The organism is Pseudomonas sp. MF09150 (assembly GCF_059862355.1).
Genome location: NZ_JCBCUS010000017.1, coordinates 33,081 through 47,524, shown reverse-complemented (window position 1 = coordinate 47,524; position 14,444 = coordinate 33,081). Strand labels below are relative to the sequence as shown.

Genomic DNA, 14,444 nt, shown 5'->3' with positions numbered 1-14,444 from the left:
TCGCAGCAGCTGCGCTGCTCAAACGAGTCCATTTACTTCCCTGTCTTTTTCAGGGAAACCGGAATGCCCCAAACCAAGTCTTCCATGCCCACACTTCCAAGCATCTGGGTTTTCATCGGCTGAATGCGAGCAAGCACCTGGCGGCTTTTCTCGTTGAGCGTTGGCTGCGCGTTATCGACGAACTTCTTCGTCAGCTCGACTGGAGCAGGCCTCACATAAACCTGAACGTCGCGCAGTGCGCATTTTATGTTTTGTGTGTCGACGGCTTTGCAGGTTTTCTTGTCATAGCTCACCGCCGGCGTTTTCAAGTGGAAGCGGTCGCTGAGCAGTATCTGGCCTGGTTGGATGTTAAAGGCCAATGGTGCATAAGCGTCTGGTATCTGCGCTTGCAGTTTTATGGACTGGACATCCCTCATCTTCGTGCCGTCGGTCCAGCCAGCGTCCGATACCTTCTCGCGCGTGTTGTACTTTTGCTCTGTCCAGCCAACGCATTGGCCGGAGGCCACGTGCACCGTACTGCAAACATTCTGCGAGTTGGTCTTGTCCTGGTAGGTCTCACTACGCCAGTACTTCTCCTTGAGAAATTGGCGATACAGCACTGCGGACAGATTCACCATTCCACGGCCACTGGCCTTCGGCTGCCCTTTTGCGGCTCCCACTTGGGCAAGGGAGCTGTCTATCTTGTAATCGATCCCGCCAGACATCAGATAGGTTCCGGGCGGGACAATGTGGACTTCGAGGAAGTCCCACAGAAAGACTGTTTCCTTGATTTTCTCCAGGTCGTTATTGGCGAACGCCTGCATATAGCCTTTATCTGGCTGGTCCTTGTTCTTGAAAATGACGCGATGAGAGTAGCTTGAGAGGTCCGTCACACTCTTGTTCGGCATGAGTGCCGGCACCAGCACCACGGACATGCCGTCCCGAGTAGCGCCATCGATGATATCCAGGAGTTGATTGGTCGGGTCCTGCATGGCATTGCCATTGATGCCGGAGTTGCCAAGAGGTACACAGGCCGTCAATAAGGTCGCTGCACCCAGCACAGCGAAGGAGAACGGGTGCTTTGACAGAGTCTTCATTGGATATCCTTATCGGTAACGGGGCGATGGCTAAATCGCGCTATTTTGCGGTCGAGCCTATGCAGCGACAAATAGATCGAATGTGCTAATGGCAGCTAGCCATATCTGCCGCAGTACTCCAGGCCCGACACCGTGTCGAAGAGATCGTTAAGCCAAGGAAACAAGGAGAAACTTGCGCAGCGCCTGCCGATGGTTGCGGACCATCTGGCAAAAAACGGGGCGATAAAAATCGCTGCCGTAAGGGCTGTGGGACGATGCGTCAGTGAGCAACTGCAACGGCGCCAAATACATCGTGGTGCCAGAGGGAAACCACCCTATGTCTCCCGCGCGATGTAATTTCGTCGCCGCTGGATCGATGGTCTCGATCCCAAGGGGTTTAAACATGCGGCGCAGGGTCCAGGATCAGGGTCTCTACCTGGAACAGAGGCACGTGAGTGAGGACGGCGAAAGGTCGTTGAACAGGCACCCGCTGAAGTGTGTGGTCCGCTCTTCCATGAGCCTAAACATCGTGAAAATTCTTCAATCGAAATAAACCATAACCCACCAGGCAACAAACCCACTTAACGCGACTGTATGGACAATGAGTAAATCGCGTACACCTATTGGTCTGTCGGAAACTAACCAGTAGGCGATGACCAACGGATAGGAAACCAGACAGGTAACGCCTAAAACAGCCATCGCCAGCACAAATCTGAGGTCAGTTAAAAAGCCGGGTGGACTGGCCAAGCAGCCAATGAAAGCGACTGCGCCCAATGAAGCAACGATTATCAAAAACGCTATGATCACTCGCTGCGCATCAGTCTGATACTCCATAACTCTCAACTTTCAATCCTTTAAAGGGGGGGCTTGACCGCCGGCCATGATATCGCAGCCAGCGTTCAATAAGTGCCGAACGTAATACCAGATCTGTTGCAGGGGGCCAGGGGCAGTACAAAGGCGTATGCAAGAGGATGCCGCGCCGGCACTAAGTAAAAAACCTCAAGTTAACCCCTGAATGACAACTTGCTCAAAGCGCCGCATAGACGAGGGATGATAGCCGGCTAGGTCGAGGATCGATCATCGTATGGCTGCCCGAGGTCGTGGTGACAAAACCAAAACTCACTTGCCTTTCGGGATCGGCGAAACTTATCGGACCGCCAAGCCCGATATGACCAAAGGTGCCTGGGCCCATTGCGTGGGAAGCCGCTGGATCGAGTTGCTGCTCCAGCATGCAGCCTAATCCATAACGCATTGGGCGCATCCATATCCGATCCATGCCATGACTGTGCTCTCGAGTGAATTCACTGAGCAGTTCACGGCTGATGAAGTTTCCCGCCATTAATGCACTGTAGAAACCGGCCAAGCCGTGAGCCGTGCCATGTCCGCACACAGCCGGCTGCCGATAAGCCCACCAGCGAGGGTCACTGGTCCGTTTAGGCACCATTCCGGGATTGGTGAAGGCGTATGTCGCGATATGCGATGGCTCGTTTTTCAGCACTGTTCGCAGCGCTTGCGAGTAAGGATCACCGACTCGGCCCGTGGCATTGTCGAAACGAGCGATACGATGAAAGTGTTTCTCGTCCACGCCAAGGTGAACGTCGAGGTCATGGGGGTCCAGAATCTCTTCGTGGATAAAGACACAAGGGTCTCGTCCGTCCACACGACGAATCAACTCACCGAGAATCCAGCCAAAGGTAGTGGTGCCGTACCCCAGGTCTGTGCCCGCTTCCCACCAAAGCGGCTCGGCCTCCAGGACCCGTACCATGTGCTCCCAGTCATACATCATGGCGTTATGGTCGGGTGCTCGCAGCGCCGGCAGGCCCGCGGTGTGGCTCATCACCTGACGCAGGGTGACCTTTGCTTTCCCGCTCTGGGCGAATTCAGGCCAGTAACGCGCCACAGGCGCATCCAGCTCCAGCTTGCCCTGCTCAACCAACATCAGAACGGCCACCGCAACATAGGGCTTTATAACGCAAAAAGTATTGGCCAACGTATCGCGCGTCCAGGGCTTAGTGCCCTCTTGATCCGCCATACCGGCCCACAGGTCGACGACCACCTCTGCGCCTACCTGCACGCAGAGCCCGGCCCCACGCTCCTGCGGATCATCAAATATGTCCTCGAAGGCCTGCTTGACCGCTTCGAACTGCTTCGCACACATCCCTTGCGCTTTCATGCTAAGACTCCTCGTATTTGAAGTGTTGCCTTGATACTTGCCAAACTTGACCATCATCAAATCTGCCAGGCGATAAGAAATATCCCGCCGCCTGGCAGACCAGTACTTAAGTAACAACACGCTCTTGGACTGTAAAAGTTATCGCCTATCGGCGGCGCCCGCCATCAAGCAGATAATGTTTATGGGAGAACTCACCCCCGCGACCGAGTTTGAGAGTGCGCCATGGAAAAACGGTTGGCTCGCTTGTAGGTGCCGAAGTCATTGAATCTGACACCGGCCTGCGCCATGACTTTATGAGCATAAGGTGCCGTCATCTGGCGAAGATAGAACGGGTCTCTCACAACGAAGTGGTGAATACTGTGAGTACTACCGAAGTTGAAACAGAACATTTGAAATGGCCATAACCACCAAGGGTTCATCACCTGAGTTTGCTGCAATGCATTACGCGGAGCAACATCACCATAATAGTGCATATTTGAACTTATAAAAAACAGGCAGAACTGCCGTATCAAATTTGGAGCGATCAGAATAACGACCACGCTATTGACGACATCCATAATCGCCAATGTTGCAGCAGAACTGTGAACCTCCTGTCCCATGACTGACCCAAGCCAGACATACAGGTGGTAGCCGAGGAACACATACCAGCATCCCCAATACAAAAGGCCGAAAGGCGTATTGAGCCGAATAATCTTGCCTAACAATTTTACCTTTTGCCGCCATCCTGGCGCGAAAACCGCATTTAGAAAACCAAATACAAATCCATCCATCAGTTTCAATAACCGTAGTATTCCCCATGGGCTACCACTGGTCGTGATCCATGCTTCAACATCCGAGTCAGTTCCGGACTCCTTATGATGATGAAAATGCAGACTGCGTCTCAGCCAGGGACTGGGCATCCCCGGCCGAGCCAGCCAGCACATAAACATCATGACGTTATGGGCCAGCGGTTGCTTTCTGAAATAAAGGCGATGAATCAAATCATGTTCGATTTCATGAATGAATGAAGTCAGCAGCGCATTGATCAAAATACAGCTCCATCCTGGGATAAAACCCTTTATGTAGAGCCCTCCCGTGACGATCATCCCTACTAGGGAAAACGCCATGACACTCGCACCCAGAGCATTCTGATACTGCAAGATCGGATAACGCTTGCGTAGCTCATTTCCATGTTCGGTAATTCTCCGAGTTACATGATCAATCTTTTCCTGATCGGTATTTAGGCGATCAATTTCGATGGCTTTTTCCAAGACCTTCATCAATTCATCCTCTGCTTGCGTCGGGGAAGTACCAGCTTCATCAAGCCGGCCAAGTCAATTGTTGCAGCTATAAACAGTACGCATTGAAATTCACCGCGTGAATTCACGCGCATCATTCAAGAAATACGAAATCGACTGTTTGCCAAAAAAAAGTTGCCAGAATCATTCCAAGCTTTAAAATGATAAAACAAGTTAAATTCTTTGCAACTGTGTATTTTGGGTAAGCTCAGCGTTACAGGTATTTGTGTAAGGATTTAATAATTTAGTTACAGTTTGCATAAGTATAAAACGACTGCGTACAAGTATTGCCAAGGAGGCACCATGAGACTGCATCGCATCAAATATTTCCGGCTCTCTCTACAAGAACCCGAGGGCACCGTAGAGAAAACAACCAGCCATGATGTATTTGACGCCATGTTTTGCGATGAGCCCGCAGACAATGCCGTAAATCGCGCAGGCCTCGAAAGGCTAATCCGCTACATACAGTGCGGAGATACTGTGGTAGTGGACAGCATGGCAACGCTCACCTCCAGTACCGAGCAGTTGTGCACCATCATTCGCCGGCTGATTGAAAAGCAGGTAACACTTGAGTTTTTGAACGAGAACCTGATTTTCCGGCATGACTGCCTTGAAGTTGTGGAGCCCATCATCGCGGTAATGGAGCTGCTCGCAGAGTTCGAGCGCGCTGCTAGAAGGGAAAAACAGGCAGTCGGAATTGCTACCGCAAAAAACCGCGGCTCTTATAGAGGTCGCAAGAAGAAACTGTCGGACAATCAGGTTGTAAGTTTAATTGACCGCGCCTGCGCTGGAGAAAGCAAATCTAAATTGGCGCGTGACTTTGATATCAGCCGTCAGACGCTTTATCGATACTTGAGATCTACATAGAGGCCTCTGCAGGCACTTACTGATTCGATACCTATTTCGTGATTTATTTGAATTTAGGCTTTTCGCCGGCCGGTGCATCGTAGACACCTTGGGCGACAGTCGCCGGTCATGGCTGAACGATTTCACCGCCTGAGGTATCAACTCGGTACGACTATCAATCGGTTTCTGCGGATGGGGACTCGTCCCCTACCACCGAATGCCGAAGCCGCTTCAAGCGAGCAAAATTCGCCTTTTTGCGCATCGGAAATGGTGTGCAGCAGTCTCTGACAGTGCCGGGGTTTCCCAATTTTTACCTTAAGTGGTTTCGTCCTTATGGCCGCTATTATCTAGTACCAAAAAGGGCACCGCCGCGTTGGCGGAAGGGGAAAGGTAGGTACTGAAATCCAATTAGTGGCTGGATGTATGTACTTTCCTCATTTGTCCAGATTCAGTACATGGTGCATCCGTAAGCCAATTATTTCCCGCAACCACGCAGCATGAAACTCCATGTCTTCCAGAGAAGTGCCCTCAGCCAATCGATATTCAAACTCCTTGTCCCTCGGCCCCTGACACACGACGCTAAAATAGCCATGACGGTCATAACTGGCTAACACGTAAGGGCTGATACAAATAATGTCGCTAAATGGCACCTGCACCTCGGTGGGCTTACGACCGCGACGGGTGACCGTGAGGGTAAGCAGTTGCTGGTTTTCGTCGAACGTGAAGGCCAGCACTCTAGCGGCAGAGGAAATCCAGGCGAAGACCAGCCCCATGAGCACAACACAACCAATCAGCATCAGAATGAGCGTCGACATTTTGAGACTTGACCCATCGCTGTTCGGTTCACTTTGCATCGCGTCGAACCCGAGAAGGAGCAAGATCGTCAGCACTAAGCCTGGCAACAACCAAAGCACCACAAAGCTGAAACCCAAAACGGCCGCACCCGTGCTGCCAACGGTCATTAAGTCCGGGCCGCGATGCCAAATTGGGGGGTGGGCGACGGGGCTGTCAATGCTTGACGCGACTAGGGGCGCTGCGGCGCGGTGAGGGGGACTTTGACGAGGCATCTAGCGGGCTCCAGGATGGCTGCGTAGACGGTACCACTACTACCAGACCGTCTGCCCCAGGATCATCAGGCTTTTTTCACTGCATTTCATCCGTTTCGCACTCACCTGCGGCACATCTTCCGCGCCCCACATGGACCATGTACCTGAGCTTTTTGGAGGCTAACACCTTCCAGAATTGTCATGAGTAGCACCTTGAAGAAGCCGCGCCACTTCCCTCCCCCACCTTTTCGCCCAAAGCCTGTCTCGACACATCCAAAAAAATTTGAACTGCTTTTGCCCGCACTCGCCTAATGTTCAGCCTGTGAAAAATCTCACAGGCAATTTGCCAAAATCGGCATACCCGAGAGGTGGGCAACATGGCTAAAGATGAGAAGAAAAGCAAAGGTGAAGCTTCGAAAGCCAGCAAGGAATTAAAAGACAAGAAGTCATCACCGGCAAAGAAATCAACTGCGGCTTCGGCTCTTTCGAAATCATCCGAAAAGAAAGACAAGAAAAAAGACGTCGAACCAAAGAAATCTGCAAAAAAAACTGATAGCAAGCCAGAAAAAGCTAAGAAATCAGAGAAGGCGGAAAAGCCTGCTAAAAAGAAAAAGTGAAACCTGCTAGGGCTTTACGCCCTAGCTTTCTCAAGCGGTGCGGCCTTTAAAAGCCCCGATACTCGTCGCGCGCCGCGCCGTATGGCTTTTACGTCTTCAGTTATTTGTCATGTTTGCTAAGGCGTTTTAAATCCTCACTAGGCTTTGCCCATTCAGCGGTCATTCAATCGATATATTGAACTGCTTTTGCCATAAGGTTCGGGCGATCAAAGGTATCTATGGAGTCGATTTTTCCAAGCATCTCCTTAACCTTTGTTTTGAAGGTGTGGTTCTCCATATCGATCCAATAACGCGTTGGGCGATTGTTTTTTTCGTCGTATTCAGACGTGGTCGGATCTTGGCTCCGGTAGGGCTCATACAGTGGAATTTCAGGTAATGGACGTTGAATATCCATAAAATTTTGCAAGAAATCCCACAGCGCACATGGCTTTTGCGTCGTATTATCAGGGGTTATCAGGGCACTCAAATTGATGGTAGCGGCACTGTAGCGATGAGCCAGTTGCAATCCATTCGTCGGTAATCCTTGGCGATCCGGCGAAGTTACGATATATGCATCGAACTCGTGAAATGGCGCAACTATGTCGTGGGTTTGACCTTGTGTTTTAACATCCGCGCTATTGAAAATAGTCACCTGTCCTGTAACACGGTTCAACTCCCATAGTGGACCGCCAGGAGGTCGAAACCAAACTCGCGGGAAGTAATTGACAATGACGCTGCTAACCAGCCAAGGGGGAAGTAGTATTTTTGAAACAAGTACGGTAATGGAGTTATTTAGTAGCTCTCTTATATTGAGTCCCGCTGAATCCATTTCGAACAACAAATCAATCAAGATGCACAGTGGAAGGAGAATAATTAACCCCCACTTGCAAAACGTCCTAAGTGAGAGCCAAAACTGAGACCGGAAGGGCAACTGCGCGAATCGAAATCGCTCATGATCATATCGACAGTGCAGCTCTACGTCTTCGAATGGGCGTGGCACGTATTTCCCATTCGCTTTCATCTCAGCCTTTTCGTTCTCCCACCGCTCCCAGAAACGCAGATTTTCTGGTTTTGGATCTTCCATGATGTTGTCTGGAACCACATCCTGCGTGTAGCCCCAAGGCAAGCGGGTGCCGGTGAATTTGTGCAGGACACTTCGCTTTTCGGAGCCTGCCTGCACGGGTATGCGGTCCGACCGGTAAGCTTCGTGAGAATAGTAGAGCTGTGGTTCAGCGGTTTTTGACATGATCAGTCCTTGGTCGTGAGCTCGTCGACCCTGAACGGGCGGTTGATTTTGTCAAGCTCAATTGCGCACGTACGGCTCAGTAGTCGCACAGCTCCATTGCATCCTTGTCCATACGCTGTGCTTTATAAATTGCAGGGCTATCAGACGTTTTTTTTAGCTGATTGCGGAAGTGATTGCCTAAATCCAAGGCAATAAAAAACCCCTTAGATCATTGATCTACGGGGTCTTTAGAGTGGAGGCCGAGGTCGGAATCGAACTGGCGTAGGCGGATTTGCAATCCATATAAAACCTCCATAATTTCAGTAAGTTAATGAGAAACCGGTTCCGCAAGTGCCCTACTCTAGCAAGACTGGAGCGCACGGCCTATGGGGGGTAGGATTTTGATTGCGGAACTGATTTCTTAGGGGCTTCGAATGGTCAAAAGAGGTCAGTCATGAGCTGCTGCTTTCAGCCAATCGCGACCTCGCTCCACGACAACTTGGTTGCTCCCTCGACATTCTTGTGAGAGGTTTAAGTTTCGCTAATTTTAGGAAGAACATGGACATTCGATCGACGGAAGTAAAAGACTGGATGCTTTTGAAGCAAGTTCGTCTCGCAGCCCTTTTGGACACACCAACCGCGTTTGGTGTGAGCTACCAGACTGCCGCCCAATACAGTGACGAACAATGGAAAGACAGAGCCTCGTCGACCGGAACTGAATTCTGGCTGGCCTTGAAGGACGATAAACCGGTTGGCATGATCGGTGCGGCGGTCAGTGGCGCGAATCGCTGTAACTTGATCGGGATGTGGGTTGATCCTACTGCGCGGGGCTCTGGTGTGGCAGCTCAGCTGGTTGAGGCAGTGAAATCTCGCGCGATAGAGAAAGGCCATGATCGTGTTTTTCTGGACGTCTCTCCCGACAATGCCAGAGCCTCAAACTTCTATCTGAACCAGGGGTTTTCGTTCATAGATGAATGGGAACCTTTAGAAAGTCATCCCCATATCATGGTTCAGACAATGCTCTGGACTATTCAAAGCTAACTGGCAAGCTCTTCTGCTGGCTGGCCGTTGTTTGCGGATGTCTGCTATCGGCCATTTCCTGCCTCTCGCGGAGGTAAAATAGCGGCCCGGTTCGTCGAATCGCAGGGTGTTACTCCGGTGGAGATTCAGACACCCAATTAGAGCCCACAAGCTGAGCTAGAGTGGTAACCAGCGAATCGCTCTCACCAGTACCTTCAATGCAGGCTACCTAGCTTATGATTTGGAATCACTTAATTACCGCTCACTTAATCGCTGAAATAAGAGAGCTTTCCGCGTCAGAGCGCTGGCTGTATCCAGACGACCCTGGAGGCATACAAGTAGTGGAATTGAGCACGCGCGTTAGTTCTCCAAAGGAGTACAGTGCCTTCCGAGATACCCCTGAAGGCGCCTATTTGTTGTATGTAATCGAGGCATACGAGAATGCCATGAATGATGATTGGCTTCCCTATAAAATCATCGGCCTTCCGCTTGAGCGCGCACGGGAATTTATCATACAAGTCGCAAGTGAGTTGGAGTCGGGCCCGACACCTCAATTCATTCCAAACCTAAGGGCAGTTTATTCAGCACTCTCTGCTCTCTAAATCGACTTAACATGTCTGGTCAAGAGGGCTGCTTCTGGCCGATTACTGCCGTCGTAACTGGCAGGTATAGGTTGAAGGCAACTCATCACCTAGTTTTACCCATACACCGATTGTGCTCGGGCCTTTTCAATAAAGGGCATTGATTAGCGTAAAGATTGCCCCATTTTTGCCCCACTCAAACACATCCTTTTCCAGCAACCAGGTAGCCATATTGAAACCAGGGGAATAAGGATAGGGATTTACCCTCCTGCTACTGAACCTAACGGCAGCTATCGGCCAATAGCAGTCGTTCGTGGGCGGTTGCTTTCGATCCAATGCAGCCCTTCTTTTTCATTGCGTTTGTATCTGTCGGCTCTCGACAGGCCCGGCGCATCGGGCTTGCATTGAACTAGCGGCGTTCCAATGTATGCGTATTTGAAGGACATACTGGCGCGGCTGCCGATGCAACGGGCGAGCGAGATCGCCGAGCTGTTGCCGCATAACTGGAAGTCGATTCAGTCTTTAGAAACATGAGCGTTCGCGCTAGCCTGTGCATCAACGACTAAAATTTCGGTGAAACCCTCGCTCAAGCGTGGAGGCTGAAGTGCTTTAAAAACGTTTCTAATAGCATTCTCAGGAACCATCTCATCATTAGGACGCAATTGATTACGTGCCAAACAGTCTTCCAGCGAAGTAGTGAACCAAGTAGCTACCACATCTACCCCATGCTTCTTGGCAGCCTGTATGAGCGATTCACGCTCACAGCACTGAACCAGGATGGCATCAAAGATTACAGCGCCAGGCTCAACTAAAAGCGTCGATTTGGCCCAAGTGCTTTTTCCTGCACCCTGAGCGCCTATCAACAAATACAGACGAGAAGGCTTGGGAGTCACTAGCAGAGTCTCTGATAGGACAAGGTGAGCCCTCTGCCAAGCCAGTCTATTTAGCTCAGCATTAATAATGCGGCCCTTCTCCGTCTGTAGGAAGTGATCAGGATTGATGTGCATGAAGACGGCCTGCCAGGAAAAGCGTGAATGTAGCAATTGAAAGCAGGGCACGCCGGAAACTGTTTTTACGCAGGAGTTCGGAAAGGTCAGCCCTAAGCCGTGAAAATCTACGTCTTACACAACAGCATCGAAGGTGTGATAGCCAGACGCTTACGCTCCAATTGCTGCTGGGACTGTTTCAGTCGAAAGGTCAGGTGAGGACTTAGAACGCGGCTTAGCGATTCTTTCCTTGCGTACATGGATTAAAAATCTGGTTAATACTCTCGCTGGTACCTACATAAGTTTTGGTACCTGGTACTGCCACAGCCGAGTAACTCTTACGATCGGTTACCTGAATAAAATTTCCTTGCCCAGCCGTGAAGCTCTCAGTGTTTGGCGGCACTAGCACGCTAAGAAACTGGGCTTTCTTGTCGAGGGCTAAGGCACCTCCCACCGTAACTGGCGCCAGCATGGCGGCCCAACGTTTACTGAAAAGGTAGAAGGTGTCGGCTGCGGCTCTGCCACTTTGCATGTGGGCACACTGTACATCGCTGGCGTTGATGACTTCAGCCTGCTGGTAGACGCCACCCTTATAGAGGGCCAGCACTAGCTTGCTCTTTGTCAGCACACCTAGGCCTTGCTTGGGTCTGCACACTTGCAAATCACCATAGGGAAATAAGCACCAGTTGGTTTCGGTGATAGTGACGATTTCGTCTGCGCTGAGCTTCAGATCGCGTTCAATATTGGCGCGGGCTTCCGGGGTTTCGTAAGGGATGGCGCATGCGCTCAATAGAGTTGCGAGGGTAACGGCGAGTAGCGGGGTTCTCATCAAGCGTCCTTTGCTGTTGTAAGGCAGATGTAAATGACGAATATTTTTTGCAAATCTCTTCCTTCAACACTCTACGAGTCAAGCAATCGCGAGAGCGGAGAAAATAGCCGTCGTTGAGATTGGGTTCTGAGACAAGAACATCAAAGCAGACGATGTGATCGACAAACTCTGGCCGCTGATGACGGCTGAGCAGATCCTCCACCGGTCTACGCAATGGGAAAATTATACAGATCGCGCTGAGCTTAAGGAGCTGTTGGAGAGTCTGCTAAAAATAGTCGTTTGAATTTCTCGACAGCTAGCGCGCGACTGAGATCCATTTTGTGTCAGATGCCGCGTCGTGTACTGGCGTCCAAAAAGCAGTTATCGTGAGTGTCCTCTTTTGGCCGAAAGCTGTCGCTTCCACGAACCTAGCTTGAATACAACAATGGCTGAGGGGCAAGGTCGTTCATAGCCAAAAACGGCAATCATTCAAGCCAACATCCACCCTCAACTCATGCTCAATTGAGAGAGACTTCTCTTCAAATCGACGCTAAAAAGAGGCTAATTGCGGAAGCGATCTAAAAAATTGCGGAAGCGATTTCCCAAATCCCAGGCAATAAAAAACCCCGTAGATCATTGATCTACGGGGACTTTAGAGTGGAGGCCGAGGTCGGAATCGAACCGGCGTAGGCGGATTTGCAATCCGCTGCATAACCATTTTGCTACTCGGCCCCAAGTATCCAATACCCATGAAGCAGTGCTGGACACATACAAACTTGAACAGCGAACGAGATCTTTATCACCTCGCAACTCTTTGTTTTATAAAGAGTTTTTCCGCTTTCCCGTTAAGGAGTGGTCGCAATTATGGACTTGTTTTTCGTTCATGGCAACTCCCTCTGTGATTTTTTTCAACATTTCCCGTGACTTGCGTGATTTCACCCTGGAGAGGGGCAATGCGGCACCTGCTCCAGCGGGTGATGCCCCCCGCAATGATTGAGATTGGGCGTCGTTGCTTATTGCTCTCGCCGCAGTGTCTATACGCCGACGCGCTCGGGACCCGCTAGAATCCTGCGACTATCCGAGCAGATGAGAGCCAGGTTCATGAGCATCGATTTCGACACGGTTTACCCACGCCAAGGCACCGGAAGCACTAAATGGAGTCGCTACCCGGCGGATGTCCTGCCGATGTGGGTTGCTGATATGGATTTTGCCGTGGCGAGCGAAATCGTTCAGGCCCTGCAACAGCGTCTGGAGCATCCACTGCTCGGCTACAGCGTGGCCCGCGATGAAGTGCGCGAGGCGATAGTGGCTGACTTGTGGAGCAAGTACGCCTGGCGGGTGCAGCCCGATGAGTTGCTGTTTCTGCCCGGCGTCGAGCCCGGGTTCAATATGGCATTGCGGGGTTTTGTCGAGCCGGGACAGACGGTGGTGGTGCAGACGCCCAATTACCGTCCGCTGCGCATGGCGCCGGATAACTGGAACTTGCCAAAAATTGAACTGGCCTTCGAGCGCGACGCTCAAGGTGATTACCTCACGCCTCTACCGGCCCTGCGCCAGGCCCTGCATGGCGCAGGCGCACTGCTGTTGAGCAACCCGCACAACCCGCTGGGCAAAGTCTTTCCGCGGGAAGAGTTGCTGGCCGTAGCCAACGCCTGCCTGGAACAGGGCGCGCTGATCATCTCCGATGAAATCCACGCTGAACTCTGCTTCGACGGGCGCCGGCATATCCCCACGGCGTCCCTGAGCCCGGAGATTGCCAAGCGCACCATCACCCTGATGTCGGCCAGCAAGGCTTACAACATTGCCGGGATGAAAACCTGCTTCGCCATCATTCAGGATCGATCCACCCGTGAACGCTTCAACAATGCCCGGGCCGGCATGGTCGATAGCGTCAGCCCCCTGGGGCTGGAAGCCACCCTCGCCGCCTACAGCCACGGTGGCCCCTGGCTGAAGGCCCTGATCGAGTATCTGCAAGCCAACCGTGACTACCTGTTGCACGCCGTGCAGACCCGTCTGCCGGGCGTGGTGATGCACGCGCCGCAAGGTACTTATCTGGCCTGGCTCGACTGCAGCGCACTGGGCCTGGACGATCCCCATGGCTTCTTCCTCAGCCAGGCAAAAGTCGGCCTGAGCGCCGGCCTGGAATTTGGCGACGATTGCGGCCAGTTTGTGCGCCTGAATTTCGGCTGCCCGCGAGCCCTGCTCGAGGAAGGGATCCAGCGCATGGAGCGCAGCCTGCAACAACGTTGAGTGAAGTCCGGCGGGGAGGTGCAATGCCTCCTCGCACACGGGTCAGCGCCTCATTTATCCAGGCTCAGCTCCCCCGCCCCATGGAAATCAGACAATTCGTAGACAGCATAAGGATTGGTCTTATTCCCAGGTCTACGCCAGTTCCGCGAGCATGTAGCGCTCATTCACTCCGTGCCAACGAATGTCCGGGCCGCTCTGTAGCAGGCCAATTCAAGCTTCCCTGTCATCGATGTCGATGACCGGCCATCTCTCGGAGTACGCCCATCACCCCCACTGGACGAAGCAGTCTATGGAAGTTACCAACAACTGGTTCACCCACAGTCATGCCCAGCATGATGTGTACCTGATGATTGTGTGTGAACCGGGCCAGGACCGTTCGGCATTCAGTTATGTGGGACGGGTCAACTGCAAGGGCCATCATCCCTGCTACGCCTTGCGCTTCAGCTCGCCGCCCTTCGGCCATGACTACCTGTCCGCCGTTGCCGCACTTGAAGCGGGCCTGGCCCACAGCCATGCGATTATCGAGCGCTGGACCAGCCAAAGCCTTTGCTACTGCGCACGCTAGCGTGTAAAAAACTTCA

14 protein-coding genes, 1 tRNA gene and 1 pseudogene are annotated in these 14,444 nt (G+C 51.9%); 6 read left to right on the top strand and 10 right to left on the bottom strand.

All coding sequences use genetic code 11. The features are described from left to right. Nucleotides 1–32: 32 nt before the first annotated feature. The 5 genes from AC19YX_RS33685 to AC19YX_RS33665 form a co-directional block, all read right to left on the bottom strand. Nucleotides 33–1,076 (bottom strand): hypothetical protein, encoded by a 1,044-nt coding sequence (locus AC19YX_RS33685; protein WP_421546687.1) that lies wholly within the window; start codon nucleotides 1,074–1,076, stop codon nucleotides 33–35. A gap of 147 nt (nucleotides 1,077–1,223) precedes the next feature. Continuing rightward, nucleotides 1,224–1,460: a hypothetical protein gene (locus tag AC19YX_RS33680; RefSeq protein WP_421546686.1), complete on the bottom strand. Its 237-nt coding sequence runs from the start codon at nucleotides 1,458–1,460 to the stop codon at nucleotides 1,224–1,226. A 135-nt stretch (nucleotides 1,461–1,595) separates the two neighbouring features. Further along, nucleotides 1,596–1,889 (bottom strand): hypothetical protein, encoded by a 294-nt coding sequence (locus AC19YX_RS33675; protein WP_153050279.1) that lies wholly within the window; start codon nucleotides 1,887–1,889, stop codon nucleotides 1,596–1,598. A 193-nt stretch (nucleotides 1,890–2,082) separates the two neighbouring features. After that, nucleotides 2,083–3,228, bottom strand: a complete 1,146-nt coding sequence (locus tag AC19YX_RS33670; protein WP_201131157.1) for a serine hydrolase domain-containing protein — start codon at nucleotides 3,226–3,228, stop codon at nucleotides 2,083–2,085. A 191-nt stretch (nucleotides 3,229–3,419) separates the two neighbouring features. Continuing rightward, the gene (locus AC19YX_RS33665; protein ID WP_078473095.1) at nucleotides 3,420–4,487 is read right to left on the bottom strand and encodes a fatty acid desaturase; all 1,068 of its coding nucleotides are present in this window, start codon (nucleotides 4,485–4,487) and stop codon (nucleotides 3,420–3,422) included. A 321-nt stretch (nucleotides 4,488–4,808) separates the two neighbouring features. Between AC19YX_RS33665 and AC19YX_RS33660 the strand changes: the two genes are divergently transcribed. Beyond that, nucleotides 4,809–5,372 (top strand): recombinase family protein, encoded by a 564-nt coding sequence (locus AC19YX_RS33660; RefSeq protein ID WP_421546684.1) that lies wholly within the window; start codon nucleotides 4,809–4,811, stop codon nucleotides 5,370–5,372. 413 nt (nucleotides 5,373–5,785) lie between these two features. Here AC19YX_RS33660 and AC19YX_RS33655 read toward each other — a convergent pair whose 3' ends face one another. Beyond that, nucleotides 5,786–6,313, bottom strand: a complete 528-nt coding sequence (locus AC19YX_RS33655) for a hypothetical protein (RefSeq protein ID WP_500607961.1) — start codon at nucleotides 6,311–6,313, stop codon at nucleotides 5,786–5,788. A gap of 452 nt (nucleotides 6,314–6,765) precedes the next feature. Here AC19YX_RS33655 and AC19YX_RS33650 point away from each other — a divergent pair, with 452 nt between their 5' ends. Then, nucleotides 6,766–7,014, top strand: coding sequence for a hypothetical protein (locus tag AC19YX_RS33650; RefSeq protein WP_078473097.1), 249 nt, complete (start codon nucleotides 6,766–6,768; stop codon nucleotides 7,012–7,014). 163 nt (nucleotides 7,015–7,177) lie between these two features. On the opposite strand, the gene AC19YX_RS33645 is transcribed toward AC19YX_RS33650, so the two are convergent. Next, nucleotides 7,178–8,239 (bottom strand): hypothetical protein, encoded by a 1,062-nt coding sequence (locus AC19YX_RS33645; RefSeq protein ID WP_500607960.1) that lies wholly within the window; start codon nucleotides 8,237–8,239, stop codon nucleotides 7,178–7,180. Between the two features lie 537 nt (nucleotides 8,240–8,776). Here AC19YX_RS33645 and AC19YX_RS33640 point away from each other — a divergent pair. After that, a complete protein-coding gene (locus AC19YX_RS33640) occupies nucleotides 8,777–9,259 on the top strand; it encodes a GNAT family N-acetyltransferase (protein ID WP_500607959.1) in 483 nt (160 codons plus the stop codon). A gap of 971 nt (nucleotides 9,260–10,230) precedes the next feature. Next, a pseudogene (locus tag AC19YX_RS33635) lies at nucleotides 10,231–10,353 on the top strand (transposase domain-containing protein); the annotation flags it as partial. On the opposite strand, the gene AC19YX_RS33630 reads toward AC19YX_RS33635, so the two are convergent. The 3 genes from AC19YX_RS33630 to AC19YX_RS33620 all read right to left on the bottom strand — a co-directional run bounded on the left by AC19YX_RS33630 (nucleotide 10,335) and on the right by AC19YX_RS33620 (nucleotide 12,345). Beyond that, on the bottom strand, nucleotides 10,335–10,826 hold the full coding sequence (locus AC19YX_RS33630; RefSeq protein ID WP_500607958.1) for an AAA family ATPase: 492 nt from the start codon (nucleotides 10,824–10,826) through the stop codon (nucleotides 10,335–10,337). The pseudogene AC19YX_RS33635 and the gene AC19YX_RS33630 sit on opposite strands and share 19 nt — an antisense overlap. A gap of 214 nt (nucleotides 10,827–11,040) precedes the next feature. Next, nucleotides 11,041–11,634 (bottom strand): hypothetical protein, encoded by a 594-nt coding sequence (locus AC19YX_RS33625; protein WP_500607957.1) that lies wholly within the window; start codon nucleotides 11,632–11,634, stop codon nucleotides 11,041–11,043. A gap of 637 nt (nucleotides 11,635–12,271) precedes the next feature. Further along, a tRNA-Cys gene (locus AC19YX_RS33620) sits at nucleotides 12,272–12,345 on the bottom strand. Between the two features lie 369 nt (nucleotides 12,346–12,714). Between AC19YX_RS33620 and AC19YX_RS33615 the strand changes: the two genes are divergently transcribed. Both AC19YX_RS33615 and AC19YX_RS33610 read left to right on the top strand, forming a co-directional pair. Beyond that, a complete protein-coding gene (locus AC19YX_RS33615; RefSeq protein WP_500607956.1) occupies nucleotides 12,715–13,863 on the top strand; it encodes a MalY/PatB family protein in 1,149 nt (382 codons plus the stop codon). Between the two features lie 289 nt (nucleotides 13,864–14,152). Then, nucleotides 14,153–14,428 (top strand): hypothetical protein, encoded by a 276-nt coding sequence (locus AC19YX_RS33610; RefSeq protein ID WP_078474081.1) that lies wholly within the window; start codon nucleotides 14,153–14,155, stop codon nucleotides 14,426–14,428. Nucleotides 14,429–14,444 lie beyond the last annotated feature (16 nt).

Bases quoted from the DNA above. Each gene is read 5' to 3' on its own strand.
- AC19YX_RS33685 (WP_421546687.1), bottom strand. From the start codon at position 1,076: ATGAAGACTCTGTCAAAGCACCCGTTCTCCTTCGCTGTGCTGGGTGCA.
- AC19YX_RS33680 (WP_421546686.1), bottom strand. From the start codon at position 1,460: ATGTTTAAACCCCTTGGGATCGAGACCATCGATCCAGCGGCGACGAAA.
- AC19YX_RS33675 (WP_153050279.1), bottom strand. From the start codon at position 1,889: ATGGAGTATCAGACTGATGCGCAGCGAGTGATCATAGCGTTTTTGATA.
- AC19YX_RS33670 (WP_201131157.1), bottom strand. From the start codon at position 3,228: ATGAAAGCGCAAGGGATGTGTGCGAAGCAGTTCGAAGCGGTCAAGCAG.
- AC19YX_RS33665 (WP_078473095.1), bottom strand. From the start codon at position 4,487: ATGAAGGTCTTGGAAAAAGCCATCGAAATTGATCGCCTAAATACCGAT.
- AC19YX_RS33660 (WP_421546684.1), top strand. From the start codon at position 4,809: ATGAGACTGCATCGCATCAAATATTTCCGGCTCTCTCTACAAGAACCC.
- AC19YX_RS33655 (WP_500607961.1), bottom strand. From the start codon at position 6,313: ATGACCGTTGGCAGCACGGGTGCGGCCGTTTTGGGTTTCAGCTTTGTG.
- AC19YX_RS33645 (WP_500607960.1), bottom strand. From the start codon at position 8,239: ATGTCAAAAACCGCTGAACCACAGCTCTACTATTCTCACGAAGCTTAC.
- AC19YX_RS33640 (WP_500607959.1), top strand. From the start codon at position 8,777: ATGGACATTCGATCGACGGAAGTAAAAGACTGGATGCTTTTGAAGCAA.
- AC19YX_RS33630 (WP_500607958.1), bottom strand. From the start codon at position 10,826: ATGCACATCAATCCTGATCACTTCCTACAGACGGAGAAGGGCCGCATT.
- AC19YX_RS33625 (WP_500607957.1), bottom strand. From the start codon at position 11,634: ATGAGAACCCCGCTACTCGCCGTTACCCTCGCAACTCTATTGAGCGCA.
- AC19YX_RS33615 (WP_500607956.1), top strand. From the start codon at position 12,715: ATGAGCATCGATTTCGACACGGTTTACCCACGCCAAGGCACCGGAAGC.
- AC19YX_RS33610 (WP_078474081.1), top strand. From the start codon at position 14,153: ATGGAAGTTACCAACAACTGGTTCACCCACAGTCATGCCCAGCATGAT.